Origin of the sequence: Streptococcus jiangnanensis (assembly GCF_040888325.1) — a bacterium.
Taxonomy (GTDB): Bacteria; Bacillota; Bacilli; order Lactobacillales; family Streptococcaceae; genus Streptococcus; species Streptococcus jiangnanensis.
Genome location: NZ_JBFNFF010000003.1, coordinates 194,182 through 212,228 on the forward strand (window position 1 = coordinate 194,182; position 18,047 = coordinate 212,228).

General features: G+C 39.8%; 16 protein-coding genes. 5 read left to right on the forward strand and 11 right to left on the reverse strand.

Features of this window, described 5'->3' with window-relative positions:
- Window positions 1-377: 377 nt before the first annotated feature.
- The 4 genes from AB2B49_RS05430 to AB2B49_RS05445 all read left to right on the forward strand — a co-directional run bounded on the left by AB2B49_RS05430 (window position 378) and on the right by AB2B49_RS05445 (window position 4,899).
- Entirely contained in the window at window positions 378-1,151 is a 774-nt protein-coding gene (locus AB2B49_RS05430) for an ABC transporter ATP-binding protein (protein ID WP_049505743.1), read from the forward strand.
- Between the two features lie 166 nt (window positions 1,152-1,317).
- Complete coding sequence (locus AB2B49_RS05435; protein ID WP_320691987.1) at window positions 1,318-3,195, forward strand: FtsX-like permease family protein; 1,878 nt, start codon at window positions 1,318-1,320, stop codon at window positions 3,193-3,195.
- A gap of 32 nt (window positions 3,196-3,227) precedes the next feature.
- Window positions 3,228-3,911 carry a response regulator transcription factor gene (locus AB2B49_RS05440; protein ID WP_049505742.1) on the forward strand — a complete coding sequence of 228 codons (684 nt, stop codon included), beginning with the start codon at window positions 3,228-3,230 and terminating at the stop codon, window positions 3,909-3,911.
- Complete coding sequence (locus AB2B49_RS05445; protein WP_049505741.1) at window positions 3,901-4,899, forward strand: ATP-binding protein; 999 nt, start codon at window positions 3,901-3,903, stop codon at window positions 4,897-4,899. Before AB2B49_RS05440 ends, AB2B49_RS05445 begins: the two co-directional genes overlap by 11 nt.
- A gap of 82 nt (window positions 4,900-4,981) precedes the next feature.
- On the opposite strand, the gene ffh is transcribed toward AB2B49_RS05445, so the two are convergent.
- The 4 genes from ffh to AB2B49_RS05465 all read right to left on the reverse strand — a co-directional run bounded on the left by ffh (window position 4,982) and on the right by AB2B49_RS05465 (window position 9,584).
- A complete protein-coding gene (gene ffh, locus AB2B49_RS05450) occupies window positions 4,982-6,553 on the reverse strand; it encodes a signal recognition particle protein (protein WP_000863609.1) in 1,572 nt (523 codons plus the stop codon).
- Window positions 6,554-6,564: 11 nt separating this feature from the next.
- On the reverse strand, window positions 6,565-6,897 hold the full coding sequence (locus AB2B49_RS05455; RefSeq protein ID WP_000402066.1) for a putative DNA-binding protein: 333 nt from the start codon (window positions 6,895-6,897) through the stop codon (window positions 6,565-6,567).
- A gap of 145 nt (window positions 6,898-7,042) precedes the next feature.
- The gene (gene tuf / locus AB2B49_RS05460) at window positions 7,043-8,239 is read right to left on the reverse strand and encodes an elongation factor Tu (RefSeq protein WP_049505740.1); all 1,197 of its coding nucleotides are present in this window, start codon (window positions 8,237-8,239) and stop codon (window positions 7,043-7,045) included.
- 235 nt (window positions 8,240-8,474) lie between these two features.
- Complete coding sequence (locus tag AB2B49_RS05465) at window positions 8,475-9,584, reverse strand: AI-2E family transporter (protein ID WP_000489830.1); 1,110 nt, start codon at window positions 9,582-9,584, stop codon at window positions 8,475-8,477.
- Between the two features lie 104 nt (window positions 9,585-9,688).
- Between AB2B49_RS05465 and pbp3 the strand changes: the two genes are divergently transcribed.
- Window positions 9,689-10,930: a D-alanyl-D-alanine carboxypeptidase PBP3 gene (pbp3, locus tag AB2B49_RS05470; RefSeq protein ID WP_049505739.1), complete on the forward strand. Its 1,242-nt coding sequence runs from the start codon at window positions 9,689-9,691 to the stop codon at window positions 10,928-10,930.
- 29 nt (window positions 10,931-10,959) lie between these two features.
- Here the strand turns inward: pbp3 and sdbB are convergent, their stop codons facing one another.
- The 7 genes from sdbB to pyk all read right to left on the reverse strand — a co-directional run bounded on the left by sdbB (window position 10,960) and on the right by pyk (window position 17,996).
- Window positions 10,960-11,505, reverse strand: coding sequence for a thiol-disulfide oxidoreductase-associated lipoprotein SdbB (gene sdbB / locus AB2B49_RS05475; RefSeq protein ID WP_049505738.1), 546 nt, complete (start codon window positions 11,503-11,505; stop codon window positions 10,960-10,962).
- Window positions 11,506-11,524: 19 nt separating this feature from the next.
- Entirely contained in the window at window positions 11,525-12,232 is a 708-nt protein-coding gene (ccdA2, locus tag AB2B49_RS05480; RefSeq protein ID WP_000443807.1) for a thiol-disulfide oxidoreductase-associated membrane protein CcdA2, read from the reverse strand.
- Between the two features lie 125 nt (window positions 12,233-12,357).
- A complete protein-coding gene (locus tag AB2B49_RS05485; RefSeq protein WP_000631558.1) occupies window positions 12,358-13,218 on the reverse strand; it encodes a methionyl aminopeptidase in 861 nt (286 codons plus the stop codon).
- Between the two features lie 15 nt (window positions 13,219-13,233).
- On the reverse strand, window positions 13,234-14,511 hold the full coding sequence (gene spxR, locus AB2B49_RS05490) for a CBS-HotDog domain-containing transcription factor SpxR (RefSeq protein ID WP_000033809.1): 1,278 nt from the start codon (window positions 14,509-14,511) through the stop codon (window positions 13,234-13,236).
- Window positions 14,504-15,055: a GNAT family N-acetyltransferase gene (locus AB2B49_RS05495; RefSeq protein ID WP_049505737.1), complete on the reverse strand. Its 552-nt coding sequence runs from the start codon at window positions 15,053-15,055 to the stop codon at window positions 14,504-14,506. The genes spxR and AB2B49_RS05495 overlap by 8 nt, the downstream gene beginning before the upstream one ends.
- A 15-nt stretch (window positions 15,056-15,070) precedes the next feature.
- Window positions 15,071-16,330: a UDP-N-acetylglucosamine 1-carboxyvinyltransferase gene (locus AB2B49_RS05500; RefSeq protein ID WP_049505736.1), complete on the reverse strand. Its 1,260-nt coding sequence runs from the start codon at window positions 16,328-16,330 to the stop codon at window positions 15,071-15,073.
- Between the two features lie 160 nt (window positions 16,331-16,490).
- Complete coding sequence (gene pyk, locus AB2B49_RS05505; protein WP_049505735.1) at window positions 16,491-17,996, reverse strand: pyruvate kinase; 1,506 nt, start codon at window positions 17,994-17,996, stop codon at window positions 16,491-16,493.
- Window positions 17,997-18,047 lie beyond the last annotated feature (51 nt).

Below are 18,047 nucleotides of genomic sequence, written 5' to 3' on the forward strand. Positions count from 1 at the left end.
TAAAAATCTAAAAACGAAACATAATCAGTTATTTTCCAATGCCTAAAGAACTTGAACTTTATGAATTAAACTCTTTTGGATGAAATAACAATAGAATAAGAAAATCAGGAATAGAGTTAATAAGTTAAAAAGCCCTAGAAATGTTGATTTCTAGGACTTTTTTTCAATTTTGAAATTCGATGGTTTCAAGGTTGTAGGAATCCCTCCCCCCCCTACTTCTCTTTTTAAATCCTTAAAATCATGCTATAATATAATAAATATAAGTCCAATAAACTGACCATAGAAGTCAGCGATAAAGATTTCTTACATCATCCGTAAGTGTTATTCTACTCTGATTCATACTATAATGAAAGTAACAAAAGATGGAGGTGTTTCACATGGAAACAATTTTACGAGTAGAATCATTAACAAAGCATTATGGAAAAGAGCCGAATAGCACCAAGGCCTTGAACGGCATATCTTTTCAAGTTGTAAAAGGTGAGTTCTTAGGAATTATGGGGAGTAGCGGTTCTGGGAAAACAACCCTTCTTAACTGTCTCGCCACAATCATCAAGCCAACTGACGGATCTATTCAAATGCAAGAAAAAGATTTAGGTCAGTTAAAAGGGAGCCAATTAGCAGATTATAGAGGCAAGGAAATTGGCTATCTCTTCCAGAATTTTGAGCTCTTGGACAATCTTACAGCCAAAGAAAATATTTTACTCCCCTTGTCTTTGCACAAGATCGATGCCGACGAAAGCAAGGTTCGGTTAGAATTACTTTCCCAATATCTGGATATTTCTGAACTTCTGGATAAGTTCCCTTCTCAATTATCAGGTGGTCAACGGCAAAGGGTAGCTGCTGCGCGTGCTTTGATTTTAGACCCTAAGATTGTATTTGCGGACGAGCCCACAGGAGCTTTGGATTCAAAAAATGCGACCATTTTGATGCAAAAATTATCCGAAATGAATCAAGTGGAAGAAACCACCATTCTCATGGTGACCCACGATTCAGTCGCAGCCAGCTTTTGCAACCGCATCTTGTTTATCCAGGACGGAAAACTATTCCATGAAATCCGTCGCGATTATCCAAGAGAAAGTCAAGAAGACTTCTACCACAGAATACTAAAGGTCATGGCAGCCCTAGCTGGAGGTGATGGCAGTGTTTTCTAAATTAGTCTCAAGAAATAGCAAGAGAGATCGAAAAAATAATGGCTTGTACTTCAGTTCCATGATTCTTTCTATTATCTCCTTTTACATCATCCTTTCTTTGTCACATCACGATGTGATGATCTTTCTAAAACAAATAGAAAGTGACGCTGTAAATAAACTCTTTAGCATGATTCCGATTCTTTATGTAGCAACACTCTTTATCCTCTTTTTTCTAGTCTACTTCGCAAGCAGTATGCAGATGGAAAGAAGAAAACATGAATTTGGTGTCTATCTCACACTGGGAATGCGAAGAAGCAGACTGTTCTTGCTACTCCTGCTCGAGGATTTGAGAAACAGTGTCCTTGCCCTTGGAATAGGCCTTCCTATTTCCATCTTGATTTCAGAACTAATCAGCCTAATAACCGCTAAAATTGTGGGACTAGGGATTATTGAACATCAATTTTCTCTATCTACTACAGCTCTACTCTATACAGTCATCGGCTTTCTAGCCGTAAAATTAGCTGTTTTTGTCCTTTTAAGTGCAAAGACGGCCAATATGGAAATCGGAAACCTGCTTGCCTATTCTCCTTCTGGGATGAAGAAACTACTCCCCAAGGGAGTGTACCTTCTTGCTTCTGTCCTAGGGATTTTACTTCTTGGAACAGCCTATTATATGGGTATGAGTGGAAGAGCTTGGGAAAATGTCATAACAATGGGCATCACCGTTCTCTTAGGAACTCTGGGAACTATCCTACTCTTCTTTGGTATGCGTTTATTTATAGACTTTTTGGTCAAGCTTGGAAACAATCGAAAACTTCATACTTATAATTTTAGACAGATTCAGGAATTAGTTATCCAGCGCTCAACTATACTGGCCATCTGCTCCCTCTTAATCTTCTCTGCCTTGTGCCTCTTTGGAGCAGGTGTTGCCATTGCAAGTGGCAATTCAGGCAATCAAACCCACTTATTGGATTATACATTTAGAGATAGCAAGCAGGATACAGATGAAAATCTTGATGTAAATACAGTAAAAAAAGATCTTGAAGCAGCTGGACTGGCATCACAGTTTTCAAAGATTCTACAAATCAAAGTCGGCAAACCGAAAGAACACGAGTCCGTATCCTTCGAAGAGATCATCAAGGAGTTGAAAAAGCAAAAAGGCAGCAAGAACATGGAAATTTTGCTCCAAAGATTTAAACAGTCTACCACTTCCCACCTCATACCAGTTTCCGAATACAATGAACTTAGAAAGGCTGCCAATCTCCCTCCTCTAGAATTAACTAGCAATGAAGCCTACTTGTATATGGGGAAAGATTTTCTCCCAGATAAAAGTCTCGTCAACTCTGTTCTGAAGACGAAGCCTCAAATCAAAGTCATGGGGAATGAGGTAAAATTGATTGGAGAGGTTCAGTCTTTACCGATTGTAACGGATCGTGAAATAACCATTTCTGTAGCCCTCATAGTCCCAGATGAAACCTTTATGAGCTATACAGATGGTAGGTATTCAAATTATGTTAGTGGTATCTTGGCTCCTGAGCTAGTCAAGGAAAAAGGCCTGATGAAAGCTATCTCAGATACCAATAAAAAGCTAAATCAAAGTCCTCTTGGCTATGAAAGCTATATACAAAATATGGGAAGACAATTATTTTACATTATCTCTGCCAGCTATGTCACCATCTATCTGGCTATCATCTTCCTTGTTGTCGCAAATACAATCATCGGCGTTCAGTTTTTGATGGGACAAAGACAATCCTACAGACGATACCAGACCTTAATCCATCTTGGAGCAAACTACGAAACTCTTTGTAAATCTTCAGAAAAGCAAATCAATTGGTATTTTGGTCTGCCAATAGCCCTTGCACTTATCAGTAGTAGCTTCGGAGTGAGCTCCCTCCTCACAGGAATAGTACCCGCTAGCGCAAGAATGGCTATGGGGCAGAAATTTATCACAGCCATGCTGATAGTACTTCTCTTAACTGGATTTGAAATCATCTATATAAGAATTGTAAAGAAAAATAGCAACAAGTACTTGTTGTCCTTAATGGAACCTAAAAGAGATGAATAAGGTAAAATAAATTAGGAAAAGGAGGAACCGGTATGAAGCATATTCTGGTTATTGAAGATGAAGCCTTGATTCGAGATGAAATTGCTATTTTGTTAGAGAAAACGGGTTATCAAGTTGATAAGTTGACTGACTTCAAAGATACAAGCCAGCAAGTACTGCAATACGATACGGATTTAATCATACTGGATTTGAATTTGCCGGGAGAAACAGGTTTTCAAATTTGTAAAAATCTCAAGTCCAAACGCTCTGTGCCCATATTGGTTCTCACCTCCCGTGAACAACTAAAAGATGAGATTTACGCCCTGAAATTAGGGGCAGATGAGTATCTAACAAAGCCTTTCAAGAAAGAAAGATTTTTGGCACGTATAGAAAATATCTTGAAACGCTATGAAGGCAGACAAAATCTACTTGAAAAAGATAATTTTCTGCTGGATAGACAGACCTATACCCTTTATATCAATGGACACTCGATTTTACTCCCCCAAAATCAAGGGAAATTGTTAGAAACCTTATTGGTTACTAATGCTCCTGTCGTCACAAAAGAAGAACTAAGTATGAAACTGTGGAATACAACTGAGTTCATCGATGAAAATGCCCTACAAGTAAACATTGCAAGGCTAAAAAAGGTGATGAAACAGGCTGGCATTGCCCTTCAAGTCAAGTCCGTCAGAGGTATTGGTTACAAGCTTAAAGAGGTAAGTCCAGATGAAACATAATCTAAAATATCTAGCTAGTTATCTGCCTTGGTTACTTGTTCTCTTAGCATTTGATCTATTTACAGCTGTCCTGCTTTGGCTTTCAGATGTGAGAATGTTTCAAGCCCTCATCCTTCTCTATATTTTAGCCACCGTCCTGCTTTTTTTCATCCTATCATTCTTACTTATAAGAACAGAAAGAAAAAAATCATCTGCCTATAAAGCCTTCATAGCCAATCCCAAGACGGATACTGAGCTTGAATTATTGCATTTATCAAGTGCCTCAGAAAAAGAAAGCATTGAAAAAATAGCAGATACACTTTATCAAAAGCAGGCTGAAATAGGAAAACTCAACTCATTACTAGCCGAGTATGAGGACTATGTTGAAAAATGGGCGCATGAGATTAAACTCCCTCTGTCGCTTCTTTCCCTCCTTTTGGACAATCAAAGCGACCAGTTGCCTGAGGATACAGCTTTTAAGTTGGACTATGTAAAAAAGCAAATCCAAGAAAATGTATCACAGATCCTATTCTACTACAGGGTGAAAAGTGAGAAAAATGATTTTCTATTTGAATACCTTGACCTAGAAGAGTGTATCCAAGATCTTTTGGAAAACTTTGATCCCTTGCTCAAAGAAAAGAAATTTACGATTAAGGTCGAAAACATACAAGGAATCTGCTACACCGATCAACGCAGTTTTGAATTTATCCTCTCTCAAATCCTAGCCAACTCCATTAAATATAGCTCCGACAAGCCAGAACTCAATATTTATATATCAAAAGACAAGGGACGTACAAGTCTGATTATTAGGGATAATGGCTGCGGAGTTAAAGCTTGTGACTTCCCTCATATCTTTGAGAAAGGTTTTACAGGTGATTCAGGAGAGACAAGGAAAAAATCAACAGGCATGGGCCTCTATCTGGTCAAACAATTAGCAGATGCTTTAAAAATCGAAATCACAGTAAAATCCGAATGGATGCAAGGCTTTGAAATCTCTCTTTCTATTTAGTCATTTTTCAATTAAGAAAATTGCCTAATCATAGGAAGCACATATTTTATACCAAAAAGGAAAGCACTTCTGCTTCCCTTTTTTATTTGCGTTTTTTCTTCGCTTTTTTCATTTTGTTGGCCATGCGTTTCATAGACTGTTTCATAGCAAATTCACCGATTTTACCTTTGAGTCCGCCACCAAACATCTGGCTCATATCTGGCATGCCTGCTCCTCCGAGACCTGACATATCCGGCATTCCACCTTGTCCCATCATGCCTTCAAGGGCAGACATATCCATCCCTCCCATATTTGGCATATTTTTTGGAAGGTTATTTGGATTGATTCCCATTTGCTTCATCATCTTGTTCATATCCCCAGACATGACACCTTGCATGAGCTGTTTAGCCTGATTAAAGTCTTTGATAAATTTATTGACTTCAACAAAGGTATTTCCAGAACCTGCAGCGATACGACGGCGACGGCTTGGATTTAACAGATCAGGATTTTCACGCTCCTCAGGTGTCATGGAAGACACAATGGCACGTTTGCGCGCAATCTGTCGCTCATCCACCTTCATGTTTTGAAGTGCTGGATTGTTGGCCATACCTGGAATCATCTTGAGCAAGTCTTCCATTGGTCCCATATTTTGCACCTGATCCAATTGATCAATGAAATCATTGAAATCAAAGGTGTTTTCACGCATCTTCTCAGCCATTTCAAGAGCTTTTTGCTCATCGTATTCTTGAGAGGCTTTCTCAATCAAGGTCAGCATATCCCCCATACCAAGGATACGGCTTGACATACGGTCTGGGTGGAATGTTTCGATATCTGTAATCTTTTCACCCGTACCAGTGAACTTGATAGGTTTACCAGTGATGTGGCGAACAGACAAAGCCGCACCACCACGAGTATCCCCATCAATCTTGGTAAGGATGACACCAGTTACTTCCAACTGAGCATTAAACTCACGGGCAACATTAGCCGCTTCCTGACCAATCATGGCATCAATGACGAGGAGGATTTCGTTTGGTTGGGCTAAGGCCTTAACGTCACGAAGCTCATTCATCAAAAGCTCATCAATCTGCAAACGCCCTGCCGTATCGATCAAGACATAGTCGTTGTGATTGGCTTGCGCTTGCTCCAAACCTTGGCGAACAATCTCAACAGCTGGTACTTCTGTTCCAAGAGCAAAGACTGGAACATCAATCTGCTGTCCAAGTGTTTTCAACTGGTCGATGGCGGCTGGGCGGTAAATATCCGCAGCAATCATCAAAGGACGTGCATTTTCTTCCTTCTTGAGTTTATTAGCCAGCTTACCAGCAAATGTCGTTTTACCAGCCCCTTGCAAACCGACCATCATGATAATGGTTGGAATTTTTGGTGACTTGATAATTTCTGCCGTATCGGAACCTAAAACAGCTGTCAATTCCTCATCAACGATTTTGATAATCTGTTGGGCTGGATTGAGGGTATCAATGACCTCGTGTCCGACTGCACGTTCACGAACCTTCTTGATAAAGTCCTTTACAACAGGCAAGGCAACGTCGGCTTCAAGCAAGGCCAAGCGAATCTCTTTGGTTGCTTCCTGGACATCAGCCTCAGAAATTTTTCCTTTTTTACGTAGATTTTTAAAGACGTTCTGTAAACGTTCTGTTAAACTTTCAAATGCCATTTTTCTTCCTCTTATTCTCTATTATCAATGCTTGTTAAAATTTCTATCTGCTCCTGCAGAAAGTCATCCTTGGGATAACGCTCCAAAATCTGGTCAAAAATCTGACTGCGGACAATGTAGTCCGAATACATGTGCAGTTTCATCTCATAATCTTCTAGAATCTTTTCCGTCCGCTTGATATTATCATAGACAGCCTGACGACTGACACCGAACTCTTCAGCAATCTCAGCAAGACTATAATCATCAGCATAATAGAGTTCAATATAGTTCATCTGCTTGTCTGTCAAAAGCGCCGCATAAAATTCAAAAAGAGCGTTCATACGATTGGTTTTTTCGATTTCCATAACTTTTATTATACCAAAAAAACGATTATACTGCTAGAGTAGAAGCACTTCAAATAGAGTAAGAAGAAAGAAAAAAAGAACCTTGCAAGGCAAGATTCTTTTAGTGTCTGACTTAAATAATTGTTCTTCTGGGAACTTAATCGAATTAAGCTTCGATTTCTGTAACCATACCTGAACCAACAGTACGTCCACCCTCACGGATAGAGAATGTAGTACCTTGTTCTACGGCGATTGGGTGGATCAACTCAACGTCGATAGTCACGTTATCACCAGGCATTACCATTTCAGTACCTGCAGGAAGTTCGATTGAACCTGTAACGTCAGTAGTACGGAAGTAGAATTGTGGACGGTAGTTGTTGAAGAATGGAGTGTGACGTCCACCTTCTTCTTTAGTAAGGATGTAGACTTCACCTTTAAATTTAGTGTGTGGGTTGATTGAACCTGGTTTAGCGATAACTTGTCCACGTTCGATTTCGTCACGTTGAACACCACGAAGAAGGACACCTACGTTATCTCCGGCAAGACCTTCGTCAAGTTGTTTACGGAACATTTCAACACCAGTAACAACTGCTTTTTGAGTTTCTTCTTTGATACCAACGATTTCGATTTCGTCGTTGACACGAACAGTACCACGGTCGATACGTCCTGAAGCAACTGTACCACGTCCAGTGATTGAGAATACATCTTCGACTGGAAGAAGCAATGGTTTGTCAGTGTCACGTTCTGGTTCTGGAATGTACTCATCAACAGTGTTCATCAATTCCATGATGATGTCTTCGTATTTAGAGTCACCTTCAAGAGCTTTAAGAGCTGAACCTTGGATAACTGGAAGATCGTCACCTGGGAAGTCGTATTCTGAAAGAAGGTCACGGATTTCCATTTCAACCAATTCAAGCAATTCTTCGTCGTCAACCAAGTCAATTTTGTTCATGAAGACGATAAGGTGTTTAACACCAACCTGACGTGAAAGAAGGATGTGCTCACGAGTTTGTGGCATTGGTCCGTCAGTTGAAGCTACTACAAGGATAGCTCCGTCCATTTGGGCAGCACCAGTGATCATGTTTTTAACGTAGTCCGCGTGTCCTGGAGCGTCGATGTGAGCGTAGTGACGTTTTTCAGTTTCGTACTCAACGTGTGCAGTGTTGATAGTGATACCACGTTCGCGTTCTTCTGGAGCAGCATCGATAGACGCATAGTCTTTAGGTTGGTTAACTGATGAAGGCAAGCGACGTGCCAAAACAGTTGTGATAGCTGCAGTTAGGGTAGTTTTACCGTGGTCAACGTGTCCAATAGTACCAATGTTAACGTGTGGTTTACTACGATCGTATTTTTCTTTTGCCATTTGAGTAAAAGCCTCCAATAAAATATATTTTATAGATAGACAGTAGGCAATACAGTCTAACTTTCCTTACTATTTTATCAAATTTCTGCTAAATTGCAAGTGTTTTACACATATTTTGTGAATTAATCTAAATCTTATCAAATCCTGTTCTTCTGCTTCTTTATGACAATATGAATTCAAACTTATTTTGTTTGGAAGATAGTATTTTCAACAAAAAAATCAGGTCTCCCTGATTTTAATTTGATTCTGTTTTTTCCAGTTCCTTAGCTTCTTTATGATTTTCATATAATTTCGCTAGGAACTTAGTAATTTCTTTAAAAATGGAGTAAGTAGGTACTGCTACGACCATCCCTATGACACCGTAGATATTACTTGACAGTAAAAGGAGCACCAAGATCGTAATCGGATGCACTTTCATAACCCCTCCAACGATGCGTGGATAGAGAACATTTCCATCAATCTGTTGAATAATAAGCATATAAGCAACTGCAATCAACATACGATGAGGATCTGTGAAAACATTGGCAATCACCATTGGAATCAAGCCAATACTTGGACCAACATAAGGAATCAAATTTGCGATTCCAGAGAAAATAGCAAAAACTAGGGCGTACTTTAATCCGATAACGCTATAGCCAATATAGGCTAAACATCCAATAATAACCGCATCAATCGCAATTCCACTGATATAGCGCGCTATAGTTGTATTGAGATTGGTTAAAAGGCTAGAAAGATTCAATTTGTCATGTTTTAAGACGGTACGTTCCAACATTGGTAGCAACTTATGACCATCCAACAAGAAATAAATCAAGAATACAGGGGTCATAATGAGAATCAGTACCGTACTAAACAAGGCTGAAAGAACGCTTCCTAAACTGTTGCTGACGCTATTCAGGATATTCTGGAGGATATCCACATAGGAGAGATTCAGTTGTTGAATTGTTTGTTGAATATCAATATTTTGGAAGACTGGATTCATGGACAAATCGATGATCAAATCTTGTAGTCTACTATAGATGTTTTGACTAGAAATAATCAAGCTGGTCAACTGATTAATCAAAATCGGCAAGAGATAAACGACCCCTACAACGATAGCACCAATCAAGGCACAAAGAGTGACCAAGACACCAATTAGACGATTGATCTTACATCTCTTTTCTAAGAAAGTAACGACTGGATTTGTAATGTAGTAAAAAAATCCACCAAGCAAAAATGGAATCATGATGGTATTCACAACTGTCACGAAGGGAGTAATGATGGCTCCCATTTCTCTCCAAAGATAGAAAATCAGTGTTAATAATAAAATTTCAGCTGTCCAAAAAAATAATTTGTTTCTGCGGAACATAGGTATCCTCCTTCTCTCTATTTTACCACATTTCTGAAAAAGATAAGTTGGCTTTAGTAAAAAAGCGAGAATATTTTTTTTCTTTATGATAAAATAAAGCTAATATGAAAAAAATAATTTTATCTTTTATGACACTTTTGGTTTTTGGAACAGCTTCTACTGTTTCTGCTCAGGAGTTTGATGTTGCTGCTAAACATGCTATTGCTGTCGAGGCTACGACTGGAAAAATCCTCTATGAAAAAGATGCAAATCAGCCTGTAGAAATTGCTTCTATTACAAAACTGGTTACAGTTTATCTGGTCTATGAAGCTCTGGAACAAGGAACTATCAGCCTATCTACACCTGTTGATATTTCGGACTATCCTTACAAACTTACAACTAATTCTGAGGCGAGTAACGTCCCTATGGAAGCTCGAAATTATACTGTTGAACAGCTATTAGAGGCTACAATGGTATCCAGCGCGAACAGTGCTGCGATTGCACTAGCAGAAAAGATTGCTGGTTCTGAGAAAGACTTTGTAGACAAGATGAGGGCTAAACTTCTTGAATGGGGAATTCAAGATGCAACTATTGTAAACACTACTGGTTTAAATAATGAGACCCTTGGCGATAATATCTATCCTGGTTCTAAAAAAGACGATGAAAACAAGTTGAGTGCCTACGATGTTGCAATCGTCGCTCGTAACCTCATCCGAGATTATCCTCAAGTTTTGGAAATCACCAAAAAACCAACTTCTACCTTTGCAGGACTTGAAATCCACTCAACCAACTATATGTTGGAGGGAATGCCAGCCTATCGTGGTGGTATTGATGGACTAAAGACAGGTACTACTGATAAAGCTGGTGCTTCATTCGTGGGAACAACTGTTGAAAAAGGGATGCGTATTATTACAGTTGTTTTAAATGCAGATCAACAAGATACCAACCCTTATGCACGTTTTACTGCTACTTCAGCACTTTTAGATTATATTTCTGCAAACTTTGCCTTAAAAACCGTCGTTCAGAAAGGTGAAGCATACAATGATAGTAAAGTAACAGTTCTGGATGGTAAAGAAGATAATGTGACAGCTGTCGCTAAGTCAGACATTTCCATCGTCCAACGCATCGGAAGCGGTACTACACCAGCTCTCCAATTCACACAGAAATCAACATCAGAAATGGCTCCACTAGAAGAAGGAAAGGTTGTTGGTACTCTAACCTATGATGACCAGGATTTGGTCGGACAGGGCTATCTCACTTCCGACAAACCATCTTTTGAAATGGTTTCTGAAAAGAAAGTAGAAAAAGCCTTCTTTTTGAAGGTTTGGTGGAATCAATTTATCCGCTTTATCAATGAAAAACTATAAAAAAATCGCGAATAATCGCGATTTTTTCTTTATTTCATTTCTTTAAAAGCCGCTTCTGCATCAGCATTGCTAATAGCACCAAATTGGATTTTTCCGATTTTACCTTGACTGTCAATCAAGTATTCCGTTGGAATACTACGAATTTGGTAGGCTTGGAAGGTAGTTGCTTGCGTATCATATAGAACTGGAATATCCTTGTAGCCTTGTTCTTGGTACCATTTTGGAAAGTCTTGAACTGTTTTTTCACCTTGGAGACCAGGTGCAATGACACTCAAGATTTCAAAGTCTCGATCTTGTTTGGCAGCTAATTCCATCAGCTCAGGCATGCTTTTTTTACATGGTCCACACCAAGAAGCCCAGAATTTCAAATAGACCTTTTTCCCTTTATAGTCTGATAACTTCACTTCTTTGCCATCCATAGACTGCAAGGTAAAGTCTGGTGCATCTTTACCGACTGCGATTTGTTGTACAGCAGGTTGTTTGGGACTGCTTGTCTGTTTGGTTTCTTTTTCACCACAGGCAATCAACAAGAATAGAGACATGAGGCTCAATCCAGCAAAAATAATTTTTTTCATTTTTTCTCCTTTTATCCAATTATCCAAGAATTCCTGACAAGGCATTTAATTGCCCTAGCATTAATAATAATCCCATCAAAATAATCAAAGCTCCCCCGATTTTCTTTAGTAGGATCATATGAGGTTTTAATTTACTAAAATAGGGCATAATCCAGCCCGAAGCCAAGGCCAAAACAATGAAAGGAAGGGCCATTCCCAATGTGTATACTAATGTTAACACGGCACCTTGCCAAGCACCATTGCCACCTGAAGCTGCTAGGGCCAAGACTGAACTTAAGACTGGTCCGATACAAGGGGTCCAACCAAAACTAAAGGTTATCCCAAGTAAAAAGGCTGACAGATAGTGATTAGACTTGGATTGTTTGAAGGTGACTGTCTTTTGAACCTCCAGTTTATTGAAATGTAAGATTTCCATCTGGTGAAGCCCTAAAAGAATAATGACTATTCCCATAGCATAACGAAACCAGTCTGCATAGAGCATGTGCCCTAGGAATCCAGCTCCAAATCCTAAAATAAAGAAAATGAGGGAGATTCCTGCAATAAAGCACAAGGTTCGAATTAAACCAGACCATGCAATGTCTCTTCCAAAAAAGCGAAAGCTTTTCGAATTTCCCTGATCATCCAGTAAAATACCAGCATAGACAGGTAGCAAAGGAAAGATGCAGGGTGAAAAGAAGGACAGGATACCTGCTAAAAAAACAGATACTAGAAATATAATCGACTCCAACGAATTACCTACTTTCTCAAAATTCTAATCCTATTTTACTACAAAAGGATAAATTTGTAAGAAATCTGCTACGCTTATTTATTTTGACTAAATTTGACACAAAAAAGGAGCTAAGCTCCTTTATTTTAATACGTTCCTTCTTCACCTTGACTAGTCAAGATAACAGGACCGTCTTTGGTAATCACAAACTGGTGTTCATATTGACAAGATAGGCCGCCATCGATGGTTTTATGAGCCCAGCCAGTCTTCATATCTGTATCAATTTCCCAGTCACCAGTATTGATCATGGGTTCAATGGTTAGTACCATTCCTTCACGGAGACGGAGTCCACGGCCTGCAATACCGTAGTTAGGAACCATTGGCTCCTCGTGCATAGTTGGACCAACACCATGACCAACCAAATCACGAACGACACCATAACCGCGACTTTCAGCGTATTCTTGAATGGCTGCACCGATATCACCGATACGATTGCCAACAACTGCTTGCTCAATTCCTTTATACATAGCTTCCTTGGTCACGTCCATCAGGTTTTTCACTTCTTCAGACGGTGTACCAACCGCATAAGCCCAACATGAGTCTGCTAAACCACCAGTATAACTTTGGGTGTATTTTTTCATTTGCTCAACATTGTTGAAGTTGAGTTTAGATACATTAAGGTCGGATTTGGCAATCGGACCTCCCAGTACCATATCAACCTTGAGCAAATCGCCATCTTTCAAGATGTAATGACGTGGAAAAGCGTGAGCTACTTCGTCGTTGAGAGAGCAACAAGTGGCATAGGGGTAATCCATGACTGCACCATCTACTCCAATCTGTAGAGGAAGGAAATTTTCCTCTTTACAACGACGACGAACGTACTCTTCAACTTCCCACATATCCACGCCTGGCTTAATCAAATCACGTAAGCCGATATGGATACTTGCTAGGAAATCACCAGCCTTGTCCATGGCTTCGATTTCACGTGCTGATTTTAAAGTTATCATTTTTTCTCCTAGATTCTAATTAATTTTAACCGTAACATTTGCTTTTGAAACAATCTGATGACCATGATAAATATCATAATCAATAATAGCTGAGCGTCTCGTGTGGTGAATAATCCGAGCCTGAATCCGCAGAGTATCATCTATCTGTACAGCCTGCAAGAAATAAATCAACATCTGTTCAATGATGAGATTACGTCCGCTATTGACAACGAGGTCTTGGGTCATATGGTTGAGGATTTCAGCCAAGACTCCATTAGCAAGGACCCCATTTTTCTCCAACATGAAAGGCTCAACAGTAATGACGACCTCATCATGATGATAAGAGAGTTTTTGCCCGATTTGCTCGGAGAAAGTCGGCAAAGCTGAAACTTGGGAACGACTCATCTTTTCCATGACATCTCGTCGTGTTACGACACCGAGTAAGGTTTGGTTACTTCTGACAACGGGAACCATCTCAAAGTCTTCTGCAATCATCCGTTGACTGACATTGGCAATATTGGTCGCTAAACCTGTTACGAAGATACTTCGTGTCATCACCTTGTCAATCGTTGTACTGGGAGACTTGTCTCCTGCGTCACGCATGGTAACAACTCCAACAACCACTTGGTGTTGGTTAATGACTGGGAAACGACTACTTCTGTTCTTACGGACCAAGTCTAGATAATCTTTGACCGTATCTGTTTCTCTCAAAAAACCATACTCATGACTGGGACGATAGAGCTTTTCGACTGTCAGAATATCGGTTTTGATTTGAACATTTGAGAGGGCTTTGTTAATCATGGTCGCTACTGTAAAAGTGTCATGTTTACTTCTTAGAACTGGAATCCCTTTTTTATTAGCCAACTCAAGAACATCGTCCTGCACATGAAAACCACCTGTTACAAGGACTGCATTTTCATTTTCCAAGGCTAAAAGTTGAATGCGAGTGCGGTCTCCTACGATCAAAAGACCACCATCATGGAGATAGGACAGGATATTTTGCTCTGTCATAGCTCCAATGGAGAATTTGCTAAACTCTCTCTCCAACCCTTCCTGACCAGCTAAAACTTCAGATGAGGTGACCTCAGCGATTTCAGCATAGGTAAGCCGCTCAATAGCCACTTTCTGGGACTTGACTCGTATGGTTCCACTACGTGGCCGAGTTTCAACAATTCCACGATTTTCAGCTTCTTTGATAGCTCGGTAGGCTGTTCCGTCACTAACACCTAGGTGATTTGAAATACTACGAACACTAACTCTCTTCCCAATTGGTAACTCTTCCAGATAAGACAAAATTTCCTGGTGTTTACTCATTGAACTCTCCTTTTACGTAACGAAATTCAAGATAGTCCCTCATTTTTCGTGTATAGCGATCGCTCCCCTTAAACTGTCGGAAGAGACTAAATCCCGATTTTAAGGCTACTTTTTGGCTAGCTTGATTCTCCAGATGAGTGATGATGGATAATTGTTTTAAACCAAATTCTTCAAAAGAAAGGTGACAGAGTTTGCTAACAGCCTCTGTCATAAAACCTTGCGACCAAGCATCTTTTTTTAAGAAATAACCAATTTCTGCTTCTTTTTTGATTTCATCGATTTTTTCAAATTTAATGGAGCCAATCATTTCCTGATTTCCTTGGAGACAAATTGCCCAAACACCTAGAGGAGCCTTCATAAAATAGTTAGCAAGTGCGTACTGACTTTCTTCCAAACTTGCTTGACTGGGAAAAATAAACTGCAAATTCTCAGGGTTTGAAGCAATCTCGAAAAACGCTTGACTGTCACTAAAAAAGAAAGGACGCAAATACAAGCGCTCCGTTTCAAAAAAAGAAAACATTGCTAATTTGGTCCAAATATTCATAATCACCTCAACGGCTTAGTCTTCAACGAGTGTAATATCCGCTCCAAGACTACGCAATTTTTCAATAATATCTGAGTAGCCACGAAGGATAAACTCAATATTCGTAATTTCAGTCTGGCCTTGAGCCATTAAGCCAGCGATGACAAGTGCAGCACCAGCTCGCAAGTCTGTAGCTTTTACACTTGCCCCGTGTAACTTACGACCACCGTTGTAGATAATGTGATCGTTTGTAGTCGTAATATCCGCATCCATTTTCGCTAATTCAAAGACATGATTAACACGTTTCTCATAAATCGTATCAATAATGGTTCCACGACCTTGAGCAGTTAGTAAAAGTGGCGTGATAGGCTGTTGCAAATCAGTTGCAAACCCAGGATAGGGTGCAGTTTTGATATTGATGGCCTTCAAATCGGACTGTTCTTCAACGAAGATGCTGTCTTCTGAGACCGTCATACGAACGCCCATTTCCTCTAGTTTGGCGATAAAGCCTTCTAAGTGCTCATAGAGAACGTTGTTAATACGAATTCCTTTTCCTACCGCTGCAGCAAGTGAAATATAGGTTCCAGCTTCGATACGGTCTGGGATAACCTGATGACGCGTTCCATGAAGTTTCTCGACACCATCAATAATGATAATATCAGTCCCTGCACCACGAATATGGGCCCCCATGTTGTTCAAAAGGGTAGCAACATCGATAATTTCCGGTTCACGAGCCGCATTTTCAATGACAGTGCGTCCCTTAGCTTTAACCGCAGCAATCATAGTGTTAATCGTTGCTCCAACGCTGACAGTATCCATGTAAATACTTGCGCCATGAAGCCCCTTACCTTGGGCAGATAAATTCATATTATCTCCCTCATAGCTGACCTTAGCACCCATGGCTTCAAAGGCTTTTAAGTGAAGGTCAATCGGACGAGGCCCTAGATCACATCCGCCAGGAAGTCCAACTGTAGCTTCACCAAAGCGACCTAAAAGACTTCCGTAGAAATAATAAGAAGCACGCAAGCTATTAATCTTGCCATATGGCATTGGAATGTTTTGAACGCCTCTTGGATCAATCTCCAAGACATCGTCATAACGCTTAACAGACGCCCCCATAATTTCCATGATTTCGACAAGACTAGCAACGTCTGAAATATCTGGAACACAATCTAAAGTGACAATATCATCTGATAAGATAATAGCTGGAATAAGCGCTACAACACTATTTTTAGCACCACTAATGGTGATCTCACCTTGCAATGGACGTCCACCATTGATGACAATTTTTCTCATGTTTTACTCTTTCAAAATTTACTAAAAAGGTCTTTTCATTCTATTATACCATAATTTTCAGTTTTTTCCCATTCCTATTTACTAAATACCATTCCATTTTGATAAAAAAAGACCTATCACTCAAGCTTTTCAGTCTGAAATGATAGGTTTTTGTGTTAGATTAACGTACTGTACGGATACGCATTGTGTTTGTACGAACAGCTTCGCCAAGTGGTACACCTGCAACGATAACAATATCATCACCAGATTCTACCAAACCTTGCTCAACTGCAATTCTTTCAGCGAGATCAAACATATCATCAGTGTTTGATGGGCGATCAGTTGTTACTGGGATAACTCCCCAGTTAAGCATCAAACCACGCTGAGTCAATTCATCGAAAGTGATTGCCAAGATATCAGCATCTGGACGGTATTTAGAAATCAAACGAGCAGTGTGACCTGTCTTAGTAAGAGTAACCACCAACTTGATATTCATAGAGTTTGTCGCATCCTTAACAGCTGAAGCCATAACCTCAGTCTTAGAATTACGTGACAAGTTAACAGACGACAAGCGACCGTATTCTTTTAAAAGAGTTTGAGCATTTTTGTCAATAGTTGCCATCGTAGTAACTGACTCAAGTGGATATTTACCATTTGCAGACTCACCTGAAAGCATTGTAGCGTCAGTTCCGTCGATAACAGCGTTAAACACGTCTGATACTTCTGAACGCGTTGCACGTGGTTTTTCAGTCATAGTTTCAAGCATGTTTGTTGCTGTGATAGCGACTTTACCAGCTGCATTTACTTTTGTGATAATCATTTTTTGGTAAACTGGAACCATTTCGAATGGTACTTCAATACCCATGTCACCACGGGCGATCATGATACCATCAGCAGCTTCAATGATTTCATCCAAGTTATCAATACCTTGTTGGTTTTCGATTTTCGCGAACAATTGAACATGCCCGTTTCCAGTTTCTTCACAGATTGCACGAACTTCGTTCACGTCTTTCGCAGTACGTACGAATGAGATCGCGATGAAGTTAATACCTTGCTCAAGACCGAAACGGATATCATCGTTATCACGTTCAGCAAGTGCTGGGAAAGGAATTTTAGTGTTAGGGATGTTAACACCTTTTTGCTTAGCAATGATACCGTCATTTTCAACGACTACTTCAAATTCACGAGTTGCATCGTCTTTTGCGAAAACACGAAGACCCAATTTACCATCGTCAACCAAAACTTGGTGACCAACTTCAACATCATCGTAGATATCAAGGGCACCAGCAACGTTCAAAGCAATCACATCACGAGTTGATTTGATTCCTTGTTTAGTTGCAACACGGATTTTTTCACCAGTTTTGTATGAGTACTCTTTTGCGTCACCTTCAAACAATTCTGTACGGATTTCAGGTCCTTTAGTATCAAGAAGGAAACCAACTTTTTTACCTGCAAGTTTTTCAGCAAGTTTAACAGTTGCCATACGCTCACCTTGTTCTTGGTGGTCACCGTGTGAGAAGTTGAAACGGAAAGCGTTTGCTCCTGCTTCAATCAATTTAGCAATATTTTGAGCTGAAGCTTCAACGTCAAGTTTTTCACCCCAGTATCCGTCTTCACCGAATTTTTTACCACCACGGATTTCAACCGCAGGACCTAAAGTTGCAACGATTTTTACACGTTTGTTCATGATTTTTGTGACTCCTTTATATAATTCGACCTTTTATGGTCATGTTACCAA

Coding starts and splice junctions, on each gene's coding strand:
- AB2B49_RS05430 (WP_049505743.1), top strand. CDS start 378: ATGGAAACAATTTTACGAGTAGAATCATTAACAAAGCATTATGGAAAA.
- AB2B49_RS05435 (WP_320691987.1), top strand. CDS start 1,318: ATGATTCCGATTCTTTATGTAGCAACACTCTTTATCCTCTTTTTTCTA.
- AB2B49_RS05440 (WP_049505742.1), top strand. CDS start 3,228: ATGAAGCATATTCTGGTTATTGAAGATGAAGCCTTGATTCGAGATGAA.
- AB2B49_RS05445 (WP_049505741.1), top strand. CDS start 3,901: ATGAAACATAATCTAAAATATCTAGCTAGTTATCTGCCTTGGTTACTT.
- ffh (WP_000863609.1), bottom strand. CDS start 6,553: ATGGCATTTGAAAGTTTAACAGAACGTTTACAGAACGTCTTTAAAAAT.
- AB2B49_RS05455 (WP_000402066.1), bottom strand. CDS start 6,897: ATGGAAATCGAAAAAACCAATCGTATGAACGCTCTTTTTGAATTTTAT.
- tuf (WP_049505740.1), bottom strand. CDS start 8,239: ATGGCAAAAGAAAAATACGATCGTAGTAAACCACACGTTAACATTGGT.
- AB2B49_RS05465 (WP_000489830.1), bottom strand. CDS start 9,584: ATGTTCCGCAGAAACAAATTATTTTTTTGGACAGCTGAAATTTTATTA.
- pbp3 (WP_049505739.1), top strand. CDS start 9,689: ATGAAAAAAATAATTTTATCTTTTATGACACTTTTGGTTTTTGGAACA.
- sdbB (WP_049505738.1), bottom strand. CDS start 11,505: ATGAAAAAAATTATTTTTGCTGGATTGAGCCTCATGTCTCTATTCTTG.
- AB2B49_RS05485 (WP_000631558.1), bottom strand. CDS start 13,218: ATGATAACTTTAAAATCAGCACGTGAAATCGAAGCCATGGACAAGGCT.
- spxR (WP_000033809.1), bottom strand. CDS start 14,511: ATGAGTAAACACCAGGAAATTTTGTCTTATCTGGAAGAGTTACCAATT.
- AB2B49_RS05495 (WP_049505737.1), bottom strand. CDS start 15,055: ATGAATATTTGGACCAAATTAGCAATGTTTTCTTTTTTTGAAACGGAG.
- AB2B49_RS05500 (WP_049505736.1), bottom strand. CDS start 16,330: ATGAGAAAAATTGTCATCAATGGTGGACGTCCATTGCAAGGTGAGATC.
- pyk (WP_049505735.1), bottom strand. CDS start 17,996: ATGAACAAACGTGTAAAAATCGTTGCAACTTTAGGTCCTGCGGTTGAA.